General features: G+C 52.3%; 13 protein-coding genes. 9 read left to right on the forward strand and 4 right to left on the reverse strand.

Annotation, left to right across the window (positions count from 1 at the left end; all coding sequences use genetic code 11):
• The 4 genes from dnaA (at position 1) to gyrB (ending at position 6,358) form a co-directional block, all read left to right on the forward strand.
• A complete protein-coding gene (dnaA, locus tag LG290_RS00005; protein WP_160419533.1) occupies positions 1-1,473 on the forward strand; it encodes a chromosomal replication initiator protein DnaA in 1,473 nt (490 codons plus the stop codon).
• Between the two features lie 71 nt (positions 1,474-1,544).
• On the forward strand, positions 1,545-2,648 hold the full coding sequence (gene dnaN / locus LG290_RS00010) for a DNA polymerase III subunit beta (protein WP_499835725.1): 1,104 nt from the start codon (positions 1,545-1,547) through the stop codon (positions 2,646-2,648).
• A gap of 147 nt (positions 2,649-2,795) precedes the next feature.
• Complete coding sequence (gene recF / locus LG290_RS00015) at positions 2,796-3,899, forward strand: DNA replication/repair protein RecF (protein ID WP_499835726.1); 1,104 nt, start codon at positions 2,796-2,798, stop codon at positions 3,897-3,899.
• A 38-nt stretch (positions 3,900-3,937) separates the two neighbouring features.
• Positions 3,938-6,358, forward strand: coding sequence for a DNA topoisomerase (ATP-hydrolyzing) subunit B (gyrB, locus tag LG290_RS00020; RefSeq protein ID WP_160419530.1), 2,421 nt, complete (start codon positions 3,938-3,940; stop codon positions 6,356-6,358).
• A 51-nt stretch (positions 6,359-6,409) separates the two neighbouring features.
• Here gyrB and gmhB read toward each other — a convergent pair whose 3' ends face one another.
• The 3 genes from gmhB to glyQ all read right to left on the reverse strand — a co-directional run bounded on the left by gmhB (position 6,410) and on the right by glyQ (position 10,178).
• On the reverse strand, positions 6,410-6,985 hold the full coding sequence (gene gmhB, locus LG290_RS00025; protein ID WP_499835727.1) for a D-glycero-beta-D-manno-heptose 1,7-bisphosphate 7-phosphatase: 576 nt from the start codon (positions 6,983-6,985) through the stop codon (positions 6,410-6,412).
• 154 nt (positions 6,986-7,139) lie between these two features.
• The gene (gene glyS, locus LG290_RS00030) at positions 7,140-9,206 is read right to left on the reverse strand and encodes a glycine--tRNA ligase subunit beta (RefSeq protein WP_499835728.1); all 2,067 of its coding nucleotides are present in this window, start codon (positions 9,204-9,206) and stop codon (positions 7,140-7,142) included.
• Positions 9,207-10,178 carry a glycine--tRNA ligase subunit alpha gene (gene glyQ, locus LG290_RS00035; protein ID WP_499835729.1) on the reverse strand — a complete coding sequence of 324 codons (972 nt, stop codon included), beginning with the start codon at positions 10,176-10,178 and terminating at the stop codon, positions 9,207-9,209.
• Positions 10,179-10,287: 109 nt separating this feature from the next.
• Here glyQ and rfaD point away from each other — a divergent pair, with 109 nt between their 5' ends.
• A complete protein-coding gene (rfaD, locus tag LG290_RS00040; protein WP_499835730.1) occupies positions 10,288-11,247 on the forward strand; it encodes an ADP-glyceromanno-heptose 6-epimerase in 960 nt (319 codons plus the stop codon).
• The gene (gene waaF, locus LG290_RS00045; RefSeq protein WP_499835731.1) at positions 11,237-12,289 is read left to right on the forward strand and encodes a lipopolysaccharide heptosyltransferase II; all 1,053 of its coding nucleotides are present in this window, start codon (positions 11,237-11,239) and stop codon (positions 12,287-12,289) included. The genes rfaD and waaF overlap by 11 nt, the downstream gene beginning before the upstream one ends.
• A 9-nt stretch (positions 12,290-12,298) precedes the next feature.
• Here waaF and LG290_RS00050 read toward each other — a convergent pair whose 3' ends face one another.
• Positions 12,299-13,942 (reverse strand): sulfatase-like hydrolase/transferase, encoded by a 1,644-nt coding sequence (locus tag LG290_RS00050; RefSeq protein WP_499835732.1) that lies wholly within the window; start codon positions 13,940-13,942, stop codon positions 12,299-12,301.
• 144 nt (positions 13,943-14,086) lie between these two features.
• On the opposite strand from LG290_RS00050, the gene LG290_RS00055 reads away from it, so the two are divergent.
• From LG290_RS00055 to LG290_RS00065, 3 genes are read left to right on the forward strand one after another with little or no spacing between them, the layout of a single operon-like run.
• Positions 14,087-14,869: a glycosyltransferase family 2 protein gene (locus LG290_RS00055; protein ID WP_499835733.1), complete on the forward strand. Its 783-nt coding sequence runs from the start codon at positions 14,087-14,089 to the stop codon at positions 14,867-14,869.
• Between the two features lie 19 nt (positions 14,870-14,888).
• The gene (locus tag LG290_RS00060) at positions 14,889-15,932 is read left to right on the forward strand and encodes a glycosyltransferase family 4 protein (protein WP_499835734.1); all 1,044 of its coding nucleotides are present in this window, start codon (positions 14,889-14,891) and stop codon (positions 15,930-15,932) included.
• 3 nt (positions 15,933-15,935) lie between these two features.
• The gene (locus LG290_RS00065) at positions 15,936-16,571 is read left to right on the forward strand and encodes a YrbL family protein (protein WP_499835735.1); all 636 of its coding nucleotides are present in this window, start codon (positions 15,936-15,938) and stop codon (positions 16,569-16,571) included.
• Positions 16,572-16,580 lie beyond the last annotated feature (9 nt).

Consider the following 16,580-nt stretch of genomic DNA (forward strand, 5'->3'; position numbering starts at 1 on the left):
GTGTCGCTCGCGCTCTGGCAGCAGTGCCTGGATTACCTGCAGGACGAACTGAATTCCCAGCAGTTCAATACCTGGATTCGCCCATTGCAGGCGGAAGAAGGGGAGTCCAATGAACTGTGTTTGCTGGCACCCAATCGCTTTGTACGCGATTGGGTGAGCGACAAGTACGCCAAGCGTATCAGTGAGCTGATGCGCGAGCTGGCACCGGCCAAACCTCCTAAGGTGAGCCTGACGGTGGGCAGTCGTCGTCCCGCTACGTCGGCACCGCAACTTCGGGAGTTAGGTCATCCTGTCTCTGCTGCACCGCACAGATCAGTGGCACCCACGCCGCATACGCAGCGCCGGGGTGATATTGGCGATGAGCGTGAAATCGATCAATTGCGTGAGGAAAATGCCGCTCATCGTCGACGCGGTAACGCCCGCCAGGTTCAGGTGGAAGGTAGTCTCAAGCATGGTAGTGGACTGAATCCGAATTTCACTTTCGATACCTTTGTGGAAGGCAAATCCAACCAGTTGGCGCGCGCGGCGTCACGTCAGGTATCGGAAAACCCCGGTGGGGCTTACAACCCTTTGTTTCTCTACGGTGGGGTAGGCTTGGGTAAAACCCATTTGATGCATGCCGTGGGCAATGCGTTAGCCACGCGGCGGGAAAACGCCCGTGTGGTGTATCTGCATTCCGAGCGCTTTGTCGCGGATATGGTAAAAGCGCTACAGCTCAATGCGATCAACGATTTCAAACGTTTCTATCGCAGTGTCGATGCGCTACTGATTGATGACATTCAGTTTTTTGCCGGCAAAGAGCGCTCTCAGGAAGAATTCTTTCACACCTTCAATGCCCTTCTGGAAGGTGGTCAGCAAATGATTCTGACCTCCGATCGTTATCCCAAGGAGATCAGTGGGGTGGAGGAGCGCTTGAAGTCGCGGTTTGGCTGGGGCTTGACCGTTGCAATCGAACCGCCCGAGCTTGAAACCCGGGTGGCGATTCTGATGAAGAAGGCCGACCAGGCCAAGGTCGATTTGCCGCATGATGCCGCCTTCTTTATCGCTCAGAAAATTCGTTCCAACGTGCGGGAGCTGGAAGGTGCCTTGAAGAAGGTGATTGCGGACTCCCATTTCATGGGCAAGACGATCACTCAGGATTTTATCCGCGAATCCCTTAAGGATCTGCTGGCTTTGCAGGACAAGCAGGTGGGTGTGGATAATATCCAGCGTACGGTGGCTGAATACTACAAGATCAAATTGGCGGATTTGCTTTCCAAGCGGCGCTCACGCTCGGTAGCCAGGCCTCGGCAGGTAGCCATGGCGTTGGCCAAGGAGTTGACCAACCACAGCTTGCCGGAGATTGGCGATGCCTTTGGCGGGCGGGACCATACCACTGTGTTGCATGCCTGTCGCAAGGTGAAGGCGCTACAGGAAGAAAATGCGGATATCCGTGAGGATTACAAGAACCTACTGCGTCTTCTGACCAGCTGATACACTGAGTCGGCCGCAAGTTGTCTGGCCAAATCGTCTGGCCAAGTTTCCAGAATAAGCCCGGAGTGTTGATGAAATTTACTATTTCCCGTGAGGCGTTGCTGCGCCCGCTGACACTGGTGGCTGGCGTGGTAGAACGACGCCAGACGCTGCCTGTGTTATCCAACGTGCTGATACAGGTAGAAGGCGATCAGGTCGCGTTGACTGGTACCGATCTGGAAGTCGAGCTGATCGGGCGTACCGTGGCAAGCCATGTGGAAACGTCCGGCAGTGCCACGGTGCCAGCGCGTAAACTGATGGATATCTGCAAGTCATTGCCGGATCAAGCGGAGATCCAGCTGGGCATGGAAGACGGACGTGCCGTACTGCGTAGCGGGCGCTCTCGCTTTACACTTTCCACCCTGCCTGTGGCGGAATTTCCCAATATTGAAGACACCGAGGGTAGTCAGGAACTGAGCCTGCCACGCGGCACCTTGAAGCATTTGATTGAAGCCACTTCCTTTGCCATGGCACAACAGGATGTTCGCTATTACCTGAATGGCATGTTGCTGGAGATTAAAAGCAATCTTGTACGTACCGTGGCCACCGACGGCCATCGTCTGGCGATGTGTTCTCGTCCGATCGACGTGGCGCTTGAACAGTCTTACAAGATCATCGTGCCTCGCAAGGGCATCCTGGAATTATCACGGTTGCTGGATGACAGTGACGAGCCTGTGAGCCTGACCTTGGGCGCGGCCCATGTGCGGGCGCATACGGGAGATTTCACGTTCACCTCGAAATTGATCGACGGTAAATTCCCTGATTATGAGCGTGTTGTACCGCGAGGCGGCGACAAGGTACTGATTGCCGAGCGTGCCCAGCTGCGCCAGGTGCTCTCACGTACCGCTATTCTATCCAACGAAAAATATCGTGGCGTTCGGCTGCACCTGGAAGAAGGCAATCTCAAGGTAATGGCCAACAATCCCGAGCAGGAAGAGGCGGAGGAAAACGTCAGCGTGGAATATAGTGGTCCGGCCATGGAGATGGGCTTCAATGTCGGTTATCTGGTGGATGTACTGGCGACACTCAATGGAGACCGTGTCCAGATGACGTTGGCAGACCCCAATAGCAGTGCCTTGCTCGAAGAGCCCGGCGGTGGGGATGCCTTGTACGTGGTGATGCCGATGCGTCTGTAAGGTGCTGGACGGATAAATGACCGGCCGGCGCGGCTGATGATTCAGTAGCGCCGTCTCCGCTTGCACATCAGTGCTTTGCCTGCTCAGTACTTTGTCTCGCCATTCTTTTCCGCTGCTTTGTCTCAGCCTTTCCTATCGAGAATCGTAATGAGCCTGGATCAATTGGTATTTCAAGGCCTGCGAAATCTTCAGTCTCTGAAGATGGCTCCGTCTGAGCGTATCAATGTAATCCACGGCGATAACGGCAGTGGTAAAACCAGTCTGTTGGAAGGTATTCATATCCTGGGCATGGGCCGCTCCTTTCGTACCCGTCACCTCAAACACGTCATTGCCCATACGGCTCCTTCGCTCACTCTTTACGGGAGTATAGCGGCTGACCCTCCAGTCACCCTAGGGGTACGCCGCAGCCGGGCAGCCAGTGAGCTGGAAATGCGGCTCAAGGGGCAAAAGGTGCCGCGTCTCTCCCAGTTAGTAGAGGCATTACCTATCCAGCTGATAAATCCCGACGCTTTTCGGTTATTGGAAGGTTCTCCGAGTGGACGGCGGGAATTTCTCGATTGGGGAGTGTTTCACGTGAAACATGAATTTCTGACTATCTGGAAGCGAGTCAGGAGGGCGTTGAAACATCGGAATGCACTTCTCAGGCATGGTAGAATAGAGCCGAATCTGTTATCGGCTTGGGAAAGAGAATTGGCCGTTTGGGGTGACCAGATAGATAGGTTACGCCAAACCTGGTTCAAGGAGTTTCTGCCAATGTTCGAAGAAACTCTCCAGGCGCTGCTCCCCCTTACCGGGTTAACGTTGAGTTATTCGCGTGGCTGGGATAAGTCCCGGTCCTTGGCGGAAGTGCTGGTTCAGGCCAGAGGGAGCGATGGACAGATGGGATTCACGCAACAGGGGCCACAGCGTGCCGATCTCAAGATACGCCTCAACAAGCAGCCCGCTGTGGAGGTGCTTTCCAGAGGCCAGCAAAAGTTGGTAGTCAGTGCACTGAAATTAGCTCAGGGCCGGCTTCTGGAAAGCATCACAGCAAGGCATTGTGTGTACCTTATCGATGATTTGCCGGCAGAGCTTGATGTCCAGCATCGGCAACGTTTCTGTCAGCTGCTCGAGCAAATGCAGTGCCAGGCATTTATCACCAGTGTTGAACCGAGCGCCTTGAACGACGTATGGCATGCTGCCACGCCGGTACGCATGTTTCACGTGAAACATGAGAGCAACGGCGAAAGCCAGCTGCTCTTGGAAGAATAGGCGATGTTGGAACGACAGACTTCACGACGGAGTGGTCAATGAGCGAACAAGCTTACGACTCATCAAGCATTAAGGTTCTCAAGGGCCTGGATGCGGTACGCAAGCGTCCCGGTATGTATATCGGCGACACGGACGACGGGACGGGCTTGCACCATATGGTGTTCGAGCTGGTGGATAATTCCATTGATGAAGCGTTGGCCGGTCATTGCAGTGAGATCCGCGTCATCATTCATCCCGATGAATGCGTCACGGTAAGTGATAACGGGCGTGGTGTTCCCACGGAATTGCATGAGGGCGAAGGCGTTTCCGCTGCAGAAGTCATCATGACCGTGTTGCATGCAGGGGGAAAGTTTGACGACAACTCCTATAAGGTTTCCGGTGGGTTGCACGGCGTCGGTGTTTCCGTGGTCAATGCGCTATCTGAAGAGCTTCGGCTAACCATCTGGCGCCAAGGCGAAGTATTTGAGCAGATTTACCATCATGGGGTGCCTCAGGCGCCTCTAGCGGTGGTGGGCAAGACGGAAAAAAGTGGCACCCGCGTGCATTTCCGCCCCTCTACCGATACCTTCGCCAATATTGAATTTCATTTCGATATTCTCGCCAAGCGTTTGCGTGAGCTCTCCTTTCTGAATTCCGGCGTAGCCATCCGCTTGACGGATGAGCGTAGTGGCAAGGAAGAACGCTTCCATTATGAAGGTGGGTTGAAAGCCTTCGTCAACCACTTGAACACTAACAAGACCGTGTTGAACCCTGTGTTTCATTTCAATGCCGTGCGTGAGGATGGGGTTGAGGTGGAAGTGGCCATGCAATGGAATGACACCTTCACAGAAAATATCTTCTGCTACACCAATAATATCCCCCAGCGCGATGGCGGTGCCCACCTTGCGGGCTTTCGTGCCTCTTTGACGCGCACCCTGAATCATTATATTGAAGCTGAAGGATTGCTGAAAAAATCCAAAGTCAGCACCACGGGTGACGATGCACGTGAAGGGCTAACGGCGATTATTTCGGTCAAGGTTCCAGACCCGAAATTCTCCTCGCAAACCAAGGACAAATTGGTTTCGAGTGAGGTGAAAACCGCTGTTGAGCAGGAAATGGGCCGGTTGTTTTCCGAGTATCTTGTTGAAAAGCCCTCGGAAGCCAAAGCCATCGTCAATAAGATGCTAGATGCCGCTCGGGCTCGGGAAGCGGCGCGTAAGGCACGCGATATGACCCGGCGCAAGGGCGCTCTGGATATCGCGGGCCTGCCGGGTAAACTTGCAGACTGTCAGGAAAAAGATCCTAGCCGGTCGGAGCTCTACCTGGTCGAGGGTGATTCAGCCGGGGGCAGCGCCAAGCAGGGGCGTGACCGGCGTACCCAAGCTATTTTGCCACTCAAGGGCAAGATACTGAACGTCGAGAAGGCGCGTTTTGACAAGATGCTTTCTTCTGCTGAAGTGGGTACCTTGATTACCGCCTTGGGGTGCGGTATTGGCCGTGAAGAATTCAACCCGGATAAGCTGCGTTACCATTCGATCATTATCATGACCGATGCCGACGTTGATGGCTCGCACATCCGTACGCTTTTATTGACCTTCTTCTTTCGCCAGATGGCGGAGCTGATTGAACGTGGTCATGTATTTATTGCCCAGCCTCCGCTATATAAGATCAAGCGTGGCAAGCAAGAGCTCTATCTGAAAGACGAGCAAGCCATGGTGGATTATCTCACCACCACCGCTTTGGACGGTGCGCGCCTGTACGTCAATGCGGATGCACCGGGTATCTCCGGTTCTCAGCTTGAAGCGTTGGTTGTCCAGTATCGTGACGTGATGAAGCGGATTGATCGTCTATCACGGGTCTATCCCAAGGAAGCTCTGCGCAAAGTGGTGCATGCGGCGCGTTTGAATGGCGAGCAGAGCCTGAAAGATCGCATTACCATGCAGCACTGGATCGACTATCTGCAACAACAAATGGACGCGATGGTGGCTTATGAGGGCGGGCCACGTTATTACTTCCGCCTGGAAGAGGACACTGAGCGCGGCCTGTTTTTACCCGCGGTTTCGTTGGTCGCACATGGTGTGACGACGGACTATCAATGGGAACTCGATTTCTTCGAGAGCATTGACTACCGTGCGATGGCAAGCCTAGGTGAAACGCTGGATAGTTTGCTGGAAGAGGGTGCTTACATTGCGCGTGGTGAACGGCAGAAGCCTATCCATACCTTTAGTGAGGTGTTGGAATGGCTGATGCATGAAGGGCAACGTGGTCTTTCCGTGCAGCGCTATAAGGGATTGGGCGAAATGAACCCGGACCAACTATGGGATACCACCATGGACCCTGATAGTCGCCGTATGCTGCGTGTGACGATTGAAGATGCTGTTGCTGCGGACATGATGTTCAATACATTGATGGGAGACGAAGTTGAGCCACGGCGTGACTTCATTGAAACCAATGCGCTGGCTGCCAACCTAGATGTTTGAGTATAGATGTTTCACGTGAAACATAAAAAACGCCGCCTTGAGCGGCGTTTTTTATACATTAGCATATGAGGTGATTTTTTTTGAGAGCAGCCAATCAGTAAACGTTTCGAGATTTTCAAACACACGAACATTTTCCAATCCCTTACCCTGAGCCTCAGTCCACGTTCCTTTTCCGGTTCTAACTAGAACAGGCTGGCATCCTCGAGCTTCTCCTGCTTCCAGGTCGCGCAGACTATCTCCCACCATCCAGCTACCTTCAAGCGTCTCTAGCTGTAATGCGTGGCGAATTTCATCTAGAAGCCCTGGCTTGGGCTTACGACATTCACAGTTATCATTTGGCCCATGAGGGCAGACTGCGATATACGCAATCTTTCCTCCCGCCTGACTAACCAACTGATGCAGGCGACTGTGCATGGCTTCCAGGGTAGCAGTATCATAGTAGCCACGGCTGATTCCGGATTGATTGGTGGCTACGGCTACCGTAAAGCCTGCCTTCGAAAGTCGAGCTATAGCGTGTATTGACGAGGCGTAAGGAATCCATTCATCCAATGATTTTACATAGGCGTCGGAGTCCTGATTGATCACGCCATCTCGGTCAAGAATAACCAGCTTCTGTGCAGAAAGCATAAATGGGCCTAGGGAACTAAGGAAATTTTCAATGTTTCACGTGAAACATAGCATGACTGAAAAGCACGAGAACCAAGGTGTTTCACGTGAAACAAAAAACCCGACATAAACCGCCGGGTTAGGAAATAGTAGATAAAAAATGCTGCTGACAAGGTTACTGTTGCAATTGCGCGATATCCGCGACTTCCAGAAATAGAGCTTGCAGGCTGGCGAGTAGCGCCATTCGGTTACGCCGGATGGCATCGTCTTCGGCCATCACCATCACCTGATCAAAAAAAGCATCGACCGGCTCACGCAATGTGGCTAACGCATCAAGCGCTTCCATGTAATGCGCTGCGGCAAAAAGCGGCATGACGCTATCGCGACGTGTCGACAAGGCCTTGAACAGCGCCTGTTCAGCAGGTTCTTGGAGAAGCTCGCCCTGTACTTGAGTACTGCCGTCATGGTTTTGTTTGCTCAAGATATTGGAAACGCGCTTGTTGGCTGCCGCCAGGGCGGCGGCTTCTTCACGGTGAGTGAAGTTCTTGACCGCGCGAAGCCTGCGAGCAAAGTCGAGCGGCTTGGACACCGGACGTGAACGCACCGCCAGGTACACTTCGGCGGAAATCCCTTCTTCCTGACCCCAGGCACGGAAGCGATCCAGCAGATAGGTGAGAACTTCCTCTACCAATCCTTCCGTCTTGGGCAGGTTGCTGTGCTGCGCCACGGCCAGTTCGAGAAGCTCACGCAAGTCGAGATTCAGCTCACCCTTGACCAGGATGTTGAGTACGCCGATAGCGGCACGGCGTAGCGCAAAGGGATCTTTTGCGCCGGTGGGGCGCTGTCCGATGCCGAAGATACCGACCAGGGTATCCAGGCGATCCGCCAATGCCAAGGCCTTGCCGGTGGAGGTGTGCGGAATGATATCGCTGGCAAAGCGTGGCAGGTATTGCTCTTCAATGGCCTCGGCGACTTCCTTGGGCTCACCATCCTGGGCAGCATAGTAGTGCCCCATGATGCCTTGGAGCTCGGGAAATTCCAGTACCATTTCGGTAACCAGGTCACACTTGGCAAGCTCGGCAGCGCGTTCGGCGTAGCTCACGTTTGAATGAGTACGCTCGGCAATAGCGCCAGCGACTGCACCAATACGTCGTGCCTTGTCGGCCAGGGTGCCCAGTTGCTGCTGGAATACCACGTTTTCCAGGTCAGACAGGCGAGCGGCCAAGGGTTGCTTGCGATCCGTTTGATAAAAGAAAACGGCATCGGCCAGACGCGGGCGAATGACCTTTTCATTGCCGGCAATCACCTGCTGAGGATCGTGGCTGTCGATATTGGAAACCGTGATGAACAGCGGCTTGAGCTTGCCGTCGGCATCGAGAAGATGGAAGTATTTCTGGTTGGCCTTCATCGAAGAGATCAGGCATTCCGCCGGCACTTCCAGAAAGCGTTCATCGAAACTTCCTGTCAAGGCGACGGGCCATTCCACCAAGCCGCTGACTTCGGTGAGCAGTGCTTCGTCAATCACCGCTTCGGCGTGCTGGACTTCCGCTTCGGCAAGCACCTGCTCACGAATGCGTTCGCGTCGCCGCTGACGGTCCACCAGTACATAGGCGTCTTCCAATACGCTGACATAATTTTCGGCGTGAGAAAGCTCGATTGCCTCGGGTGCATGAAAGCGATGCCCGCGCGTGGTACGTCCAGCGTCCAACCCCAAGGCTTGGGTCGGCACCACCTCGTTGCCGTAAAGTACCACTAGCCAATGAACGGGGCGGGAAAATTCCACCCGGGAGGCGCCCCAACGCATATTCTTGGGAACCGGCAGGGCGGCGATCGCTTGGCGAATGATCTCAGGGAGGAGAGTTTGAATGGCCTCGCCTTGTTGCTGCTCGCGATAGCCCAGCCAGGTGCCCTTGTCGGTTTCCAGATGAATCAGTTCATCCACACCGACGCCGCAGGAGCGGGCGAAACCTTGCGCTGCCTTGGTGGGCATGCCTTCCTTGAACGCCGCCGCCAGGGCAGGACCACGGCGTTCTACATTACGGTCAGGCTGCTTGTCGGCTAGCTCCTTGACTTGAACGGCCAGCCGTCTTGGGGTGGCATAGGCGGTTATTGAAGAAAAACCGACCTCGGCTTGCTTGAGGCCGTTATGGATGCCTGTGGCCAGTGCATCGGAGAGAGCATCGAGGGCCGTGGGTGGGAGTTCTTCGGTGCCTAGTTCCAGCAGTAAGGTGGTCGCAGCCATTTATGCATCTCCCTGTTCGGCGAGTAGTTCACGGCGTAACGCTTCCGGTGCCATGGGGAAGCCGGCGGCCTTGCGTGATTCCAGATAGGCGTGAGCCACATCGCGTGCCAAGGTGCGAACACGCAGGATAAAGCGCTGGCGTTCGGTCACGGAAATCGCGTGGCGGGCATCCAGAAGATTAAAGGTGTGCGAGGCCTTGAGCACTTGCTCGTAAGCGGGTAATGGCAACCTGGCTTCCAGCAACTTTCCGCACTCGCGTTCCTGATGGTCAAAGGCGGCGAACAAGTGCTCCACATCCGCGTGTTCGAAGTTATACGCCGATTGCTCACGCTCATTCTGTAGATAGACGTCGCCATAGGTAACTCGGCTACCATCCGGGGCGATTGCCCATACCAGATCGTAGACACTGTCCACGTCCTGAAGGTACATGGCAATGCGTTCCAGGCCGTAGGTCAGCTCACCAGTCACCGGGTAGCATTCAATGCCCCCGGCTTGCTGGAAATAAGTGAACTGGGTCACTTCCATGCCGTTGAGCCAGATTTCCCAGCCCAGCCCCCAGGCTCCCAGGGTGGGTGACTCCCAGTTATCTTCGACAAAGCGAATGTCATGAACCAAGGGGTCGAGGCCGAGGTGTTTGAGTGATCCTAGGTAGAGCTCCTGGATCTCGCTGGGTGAAGGCTTCATCACTACCTGAAATTGATAGTAATGTTGCAGGCGGTTGGGGTTTTCCCCGTAACGGCCATCGGTAGGGCGGCGCGAAGGCTGTACATAGGCCGCATTCCAGGTCTCAGGGCCGATGGCGCGAAGAAAGGTCGCGGGATGAAAGGTCCCTGCACCCACTTCCATGTCCAGTGGCTGGAGGATCACACAGCCTTTTTCTGCCCAATATTGTTGCAAGGCGAGAATCAAGCCTTGAAAGGTCGACACGTCTGGTGTCGGCCCGGTTGTCGAGCTGTTTGTCGAGACAGTCATCGCGGAAAGCACCGTTGGCCATGAATTCAGAAGAGGTCAAGTATACAATCCCAGGGACAGGGGTTATAGGCACGCAGGCCAAGACTCTTAACATGAGGGAGAAAGCAGCATGATAGTAGTCACAGGCGGTGCCGGATTTATCGGATCAAATCTGGTCAAGGCACTCAACGACCGTGGACGCAGCGATATCCTGGTAGTGGATGATCTGCGCGATGGAACCAAGTTCGTCAATCTGGCGGATGCAACGCTGGGCGACTACTTGGATAAGGATGATTTCCTGGCACGTGTGAAGGCGGCTTTGCACGGTGAAATAAGTGACTTGCCTGACATCGAAGCCATCTTTCATGAAGGTGCCTGTTCGGATACCACCGAATGGGATGGGCGTTTCATGCTGGAGAACAACTTTGAGTATTCCAAGGTATTGTTGAATTTCTGCCAGCAGCGCGGCATTCCCTTTCTGTACGCTTCTTCAGCCGCCACCTATGGGGGCAGCGAGGTGTTTCAAGAAACCCCGGAATGCGAGAAGCCGCTGAATGTTTACGGCTACTCCAAACTGCTATTCGATCAATACGTGCGTTCACGCTGGAGCGAACTGACCGCGCAAGTGGTAGGGTTTCGTTATTTTAATGTGTATGGGCCACGTGAACAGCACAAGGGCAAGATGGCAAGCGTGGCTTATCATCATCATATCCAGGTACGCAACGGGGAAACGCTCAAGTTATTCGGTGCCTGGGATGGCTATGACGCCGGCATGCAAAGTCGTGATTTCATCTACGTAGGCGATGTGGTGGATGTGAATTTATGGTTTCTTGACCATCCGCAAAAATCCGGCATTTTTAACTTGGGTACTGGCCGAGCGGAACCGTTCAAGGCCATTGGTGAAGCGGTAATTGGCTATTATCAGCAAGGAAAAATCGACTATATTCCTTTTCCCGAAGAGCTCAAGGGGCGTTATCAAAGTTATACCCGGGCGGATATCAGTCGCTTGCGCGAAGCGGGTTGCGATATTGACTTCAAGACCGTCGCTCAAGGTGTGCAAGCCTATATGGAGCGCTTGAATGGTGGATAATGCACCTCGCATTCTGGTGGTGGGTCCTTCCTGGGTCGGTGACATGGTCATGACCCAGAGTCTTTTTATCACCTTGAAAAGACGCTATCCGGGAAGTTACCTAGGGGTGGTCGCTCCGGCCTGGTCACAGCCGATTCTTGGTCGTATGCCCGAAGTCGACGAGGTGATACCGCTGACGGTGGGACATGGCGAATTCGGCTTTTCAGCACGCCGTGAATTGGCCAAACGCCTGGAAGGGCGCTTTGACCAGGCGATTGTGCTGCCGCGTTCTTGGAAAGCGGCCTTGGTGCCGTTTATGGCACGCATTCCCCGGCGTATCGGATTCTTGGGTGAGCAGCGTTACGGCCTGCTCAATGAACGACGCAAGCTGAATAAAAGCATGCTCAACCAAACCGTCAAACGCTTTGTCTCGCTCGGCCTTTCGCAGGAGCAAGCCGTCTCGGGAACGTTTGCTATGCCTGCACCGCGCCTGGAAATCGACTGCGATAATCTGGTCAATCTGCGCCTGGCGCATGGGCTTTCCTCACGTCCGGCGATCGGCATGATGCCGGGGGCGGAATACGGTCCGGCCAAGCAGTGGCCATTGGCCCATTTTCATGCCCTGGCCAAACAGCTGGTTGAGGATGGTTTCGAGATTCGCGTGCTAGGCGGCCCCAAGGATGTCGCCGCCGGCGATAGCATTGTCGAGGGGTTGGTGCATGCGCATAACCTCTGTGGCAAGACGCAGCTGGCCGATGCAGTTGACTTGCTGGCGGATTGCCAGCAAGTGGTGACCAATGATTCAGGTCTGATGCATGTGGCAGCGGCAGTGGGCACCCGGGTACAAGCCATTTATGGCTCGTCATCACCCCTCTATACGCCGCCGTTGACTGATAATGCCGCCATCCATAGCCTTGAGCTTTCCTGCTCGCCTTGTTTCAAGCGCACTTGCCCGTTGGGCCATACCAACTGCTTGAACCAGTTGGAAGTGTCGCGGCTGTATCAGGCGATTGCCCGTGATGCGAAGGCGCCGTCCAGCCTGATACCTACCCGACAGGATTGAGAAGAGCGCTTAATGCGTGATAGTGATTTGATCGGCCTGGTCAGCCGGTGTTTCCAGCATCTGATCGAAAGGGAATTCCTCGGAAGAGCGACTCTTGGGTGCCAGGCCTTCCCACAAGCGTTGTTGCAGGGCGGTTTCTTCTTGCAGGCGTTCATTGACGACGTCCAGCCCATGCTTCTCCACCAATGTAGCGGGGGAGTCACGCAGCAGAGATACGCCTAACCCGGCGCGCCCTTCCTCGGGAGCGAATCCCAGGGCATCGAGTAACGTGGGAAAGACATCCAGCATGGAGGATTCACGCTGTATACGCGCCGGCTCAAGGTCATCACTGAGCATGATGAGGGTATTGTCGCGCTCCATCGTGACCAATTCATCCCATACGGATACTCGCATGGTGAGATGGTCACTCATAAGCACTACCAAGGTGTTATCGAGCAAACCTTCTGCCTGGAGCCGTTCAATGAGATTGCGCGCCAGCCAAGAGGAACATTCCACGGAATAAAGAATATCCTGACTATCGAATTCTCCCTGACGTTCACGACAGGCGCGTGTTGGATAACCGCTTGGTGCGTGACCGGTGATGCTCAGGTTGACCAGCCCCCAAGGGCCATCTTTTGCCGCCAACCGCCGAATTTCTTCGACGGTGATGTCATACAGGGAATCGTCATAGATGCCCCAGCTGTTGGTGTACTCGGGGTCATCGAGTTGGGGTTCGAGTTCTTCTTTACCCTGTACCCTGTCGAAGCCGTGGCCACGATAGAACAGCCCCTTACCGGCAAATTGCGTGCTGGCCCCCCCCAGATAGCTCAATTGATAACCACGTTCGGCAAGGAGATCGCCGAGACAATCTACACCCGGCACCACTTTGGATAGCGGTTCAAATTGGCTATCGTGCAATAGTCCTGCCGGCATCAAGGGGACGCCGCATTGGCTGGCGATCATGCCCGCCATGGTCCAGCCGGTATTGTCCATCTGACGCACTCCCTCGAATACCACGCCTGTCTCGCCCAATTTATCGAGGCTGGTATAGGCCTCACCGAATCGCTCATCGGCATAGGTGCGCTCGATGCTTTCCAGATACATCAGCAAGAGGTTGGGGGGATTTTCTTGTTCCGAGAGTACGGGAGGTGTGTAGCGGCGTTCCAGCCAGGCACCGTCATCGGTAACGATGGATGCACTGCGTTGGCCGAGACCATAAAGCAGGGGATTGGCGGCTAACAACACCAGCGCGAGAAACCTTTCCGTCCGTCGCCAGCGCTGGTCGCGGCGTACCAGCCAGGTGACCGAAAATAACAAGGCCACCATGCTGAGTGTATAAAGTACAGCTGCCACCGTTCGACCTGAACCACCGTGCTCGCTCATCCCCGCCTGAAGATGAAAGAACACAGCACCCAAATCAACGTTACCGAAGCTGGCGGCCAGGTAGACGTAGAGTCCCCACAGCACGAGGGGTACCAACGACCAAGGCCATACCTTGCGGTAACGCAGCTGAGCAGCAGGGTCGCCCCATTTCCACTTGAGACCGGCCGCTACCCACACGGTTGCGATGGGTAACAACGACCAGAGAGGTAAACGCGTCAATACAGCAACGGTGTAGCCAAGGCATAGACCGATGATGGATAGGGCCCAGTGATGTGTTTTGATGGATGACATGGGAAAAAATATTCTCAACATGATAAAATTTTCTGTTAGATTCGAATTTAATGAAGCCGTAAATTATACTAATCGATGCCTCATAGAGTGAAATTCTTTTTTACGGATTTTTAATTACAAGCCTGATAAAACTAGGTTTTTAAAATGATTAGTGCCAATATTATAACATTGAATGAAGAGTCAAACATTGGAGAATGTATAGATTCTGTGCTTCAGGTATGCGATGAAGTTGTCGTGGTGGATTCTGGAAGTATTGATAAAACAGTGGAAATAGCTAAATCAAAGGGTGCGAAAGTAGTTTTTCAGAACTATTTAGGCGATGGTTTTCAAAAGAATATTGCTAATGAATATGTAAAAAATAAGTGGATCTTAAGCATTGATGCCGATGAAAGATTAATGCCTGAGGCGGTGAAAAGCATAAACGAAATAGATTTTGAAAATGCTTCTTTCAATGCTTATGCTTTTCGCCGTCGAAACATGATTGGTTCCAGGTGGATTCGTCAATGTGGGTGGTATCCAGATTTTTGTGTGCGTCTTTATAACAAAGATATATGTCAGTTTAAGAAAGTAGAACAGCACTCTAGTATTGAGACAGATAATGTAAAATTTATTGACGCGGACTTAGTTCATTATTCATTCTCAAATATAGGTGAGTTGTTTGCTAAGCCCGGAAGGAATTTTAGTGGGCGAGCGGCAAAAATTTTGTATAAAAAAGGAAAAAAAGTAAATTCTTTTTCTCCGTTTATTCATGGAAGTAGTGCTTTTTTAAAGAAATATTTATTCCAGCGAGGGTTTTTGGAGGGAGTCGATGGAATGACAGTTTCCATGAGTGCAGCGATTAGTAGTTATTTAAAATATGCTAAGCTCCTTGAGTATAATCGTGACCCTTTTGTGCGTGAAAAAGAAGATTTTAATAAAATCTGGTAGTTATTGAAAGGAGAAAATCTTGAAACTGGTCCATGTAAATTTGGCAAAAGGCTTTGGAGGTGGCGAACGGCAGACAGCTTTATTGATTAAGGCTCTCTCTAGTTACAATGATTTACAGCAAATTTTGGTATGTCGAAAAGATTCACCTTTGCGTAAGCTTCTATCAGAGGTAGTTGGGCTAAAATTTATCAAGACAAACCATCAGTTAGCAGGTCACTCCTTGATAAAAGATGCTGACATTGTACATGCTCATGATGCAAAAGGTGTACATTGGGCTTGTTGGCACTATCTTACCAAACGAACGCCCTATATTATAACCCGGCGGGTGAACTCACCGGTGCGCAAAAAGGCAAGCAATCAATGGTGTTACCGTCACGCTGCGCGACGAATTGCTATTTCCTATTCTATCCAAAAGGCACTTAGTGATCGTGGGTGGGGAGAGTTAGATTTAATTGCTGATGCTTATTCAGGCTTCAGTTTTTCAAAAAAAATTAGCCAGTCTTTTAGAAATGAATTTGCTGGTAAATTCTTGGTTGGTCATGCTGGCGCATTGGTGGATAGGACAAAAGGCCAGCGTGTCTTATTGGAAACAGCTCGGTTAGTAGAAGTAGAGTATCCGGATATTCATTTTGTTTTTTTTGGTGAAGGAAAAGATGGCGCGATTCTTCAACAGGAGTCAGCGGATCAGGCTAATGTCACATGGATGGGATTCAAGGAAAATATTGGTGATTACTTGGCTGGATTGGATGTGTTTGCCTTCCCTTCTCGTAATGAAGGACTGGGCTCTGTTTTGCTAGATGTTATGGATGCAGGAGTTCCCGTCATTGCATCGAATGTAGGAGGCATCCCAGACATAGTAAAACATGGAGAAACGGGACTCCTATTTGCTTCGGGGAGTGCCTCACAGCTGACGGATAGACTGAGAAAACTCTATTTGTCTACTGAGCTAAGGAAAAGGCTGCAGACCCAAGCCTATGCCCAAGTGAAAAAATATGCGCCTGAAATGATGGCAAGAAAATATCTGAATGTGTATCAATCCACTCTAAATTCTACTCCGAGGTGAACCTTGGCATATGACATTCCCTATATACCGGCTACTTCTTTTGTTAATTTAACAGAAGCTGACTTGATAGGAAGAGGAAATAAAAGAGCCTGCTATAAGCACCCGGATGATTCGAGACTGTGTATTAAAGTGGCGCGTAATGCCGGTGCCTGGCATGAAAATGTCATTGAATGGATTTATATTAACCATCTCAAGCAACAAGGTGTACCTCTCGATCACTTGATCGACTGTTACGACTGGACCAATACCAATTTTGGCCCGGGGCTGGTATTCGAGCGGGTCATGGATGAAGATGGCACTCCCTCTCCGACTCTGGCGGAAGCGATCAGGACCAGAAGGGTTGAAATAAGCGATATCTCTCCCATGCTGGTATATTTAAAGGAATGGGCTATTGGTTATAGTGTGGTAGTGGCTGAGCTTAATAGCGTCAATTTGCTTTTGCAGAAAAAAAATGGTGGCTACAACCTGATGATGGTAGATGGGGTAGGGGGGAGAGATAGAATTACCTGGAAATTTTACATGTATCGAAAGTCAAAATTGTTTTCACGCATGAAAACGCGAAAGCAAATAAAGCGCTTGGAGCCGGTATTGTTTGATGAGGTTAGTAATATATGTGCCTATGATAGATATGATATTTGATTAGGTTTC

The sequence above is a fragment of the Halomonas sediminis genome (assembly GCF_044871105.1).
GTDB lineage: Bacteria > Pseudomonadota > Gammaproteobacteria > Pseudomonadales > Halomonadaceae > Vreelandella > Vreelandella zhuhanensis.

What these genes read in the sequence shown, in the direction of transcription:
- LG290_RS00050 (WP_499835732.1), bottom strand. Translation starts at nt 13,942, where the DNA reads ATGTCATCCATCAAAACACATCACTGGGCCCTATCCATCATCGGTCTA.
- glyS (WP_499835728.1), bottom strand. Translation starts at nt 9,206, where the DNA reads ATGGCTGCGACCACCTTACTGCTGGAACTAGGCACCGAAGAACTCCCA.
- rfaD (WP_499835730.1), top strand. Translation starts at nt 10,288, where the DNA reads ATGATAGTAGTCACAGGCGGTGCCGGATTTATCGGATCAAATCTGGTC.
- recF (WP_499835726.1), top strand. Translation starts at nt 2,796, where the DNA reads ATGAGCCTGGATCAATTGGTATTTCAAGGCCTGCGAAATCTTCAGTCT.
- gyrB (WP_160419530.1), top strand. Translation starts at nt 3,938, where the DNA reads ATGAGCGAACAAGCTTACGACTCATCAAGCATTAAGGTTCTCAAGGGC.
- gmhB (WP_499835727.1), bottom strand. Translation starts at nt 6,985, where the DNA reads ATGCTTTCTGCACAGAAGCTGGTTATTCTTGACCGAGATGGCGTGATC.
- waaF (WP_499835731.1), top strand. Translation starts at nt 11,237, where the DNA reads ATGGTGGATAATGCACCTCGCATTCTGGTGGTGGGTCCTTCCTGGGTC.
- dnaN (WP_499835725.1), top strand. Translation starts at nt 1,545, where the DNA reads ATGAAATTTACTATTTCCCGTGAGGCGTTGCTGCGCCCGCTGACACTG.
- LG290_RS00055 (WP_499835733.1), top strand. Translation starts at nt 14,087, where the DNA reads ATGATTAGTGCCAATATTATAACATTGAATGAAGAGTCAAACATTGGA.
- glyQ (WP_499835729.1), bottom strand. Translation starts at nt 10,178, where the DNA reads ATGACTGTCTCGACAAACAGCTCGACAACCGGGCCGACACCAGACGTG.